At 31.8% G+C, this 516-nt stretch carries 1 protein-coding gene; it reads left to right on the forward strand.

All coding sequences use genetic code 11. The features are described 5' to 3' along the window. Positions 1–68: 68 nt before the first annotated feature. Positions 69–516: tetratricopeptide repeat protein (locus BBROOKSOX_RS12550; protein WP_373896634.1), on the forward strand; the 448-nt coding region annotated here is incomplete at its 3' end.

The following is a 516-nucleotide window of genomic DNA, read 5'->3' on the forward strand; positions in this document are numbered from 1 at the left end:
AAAAAGCCTTAAAACTTGAACCTGATAATGCAAATATTAATGGCAATTATGCACTCTTTTTAGAGGTTATTCGTAAAAATTACGACCAAGCAGAAGCGTATTATAAAAAATCCTTAGAACTTGAACCTGATAATGCAAATACTAATGGCAATTATGCAGTCTTTTTAGAGGTTATTCGTAAAAATTACGACCAAGCAGAAGCGTATTATAAAAAATCCTTAGAACTTGAACCTGATAATGCAAATACTAATGGCAATTATGCACTCTTTTTAAAGGATATTCACAAAAATTACGATCAAGCAGAAGAGTATTATAAAAAATCCTTAGAAATTGAACCTGATAATACAAATACTAATGGCAATTATGCACAATTTTTGCTAATTAAGGGTGAAAAATCTCAGGCGCAAGTGTATTTAGACAAAGCATTTAATTTTGCTGACAATCGTCAAGATCTATTGGCTGAATTATGGTTTTATCGTTTGGCACATTGTCCTGATTATCGACAGCAGGCGATAG

It is taken from the genome of bacterium endosymbiont of Bathymodiolus sp. 5 South (assembly GCF_900128535.1).
Lineage (GTDB): Bacteria > Pseudomonadota > Gammaproteobacteria > PS1 > Pseudothioglobaceae > Thiodubiliella.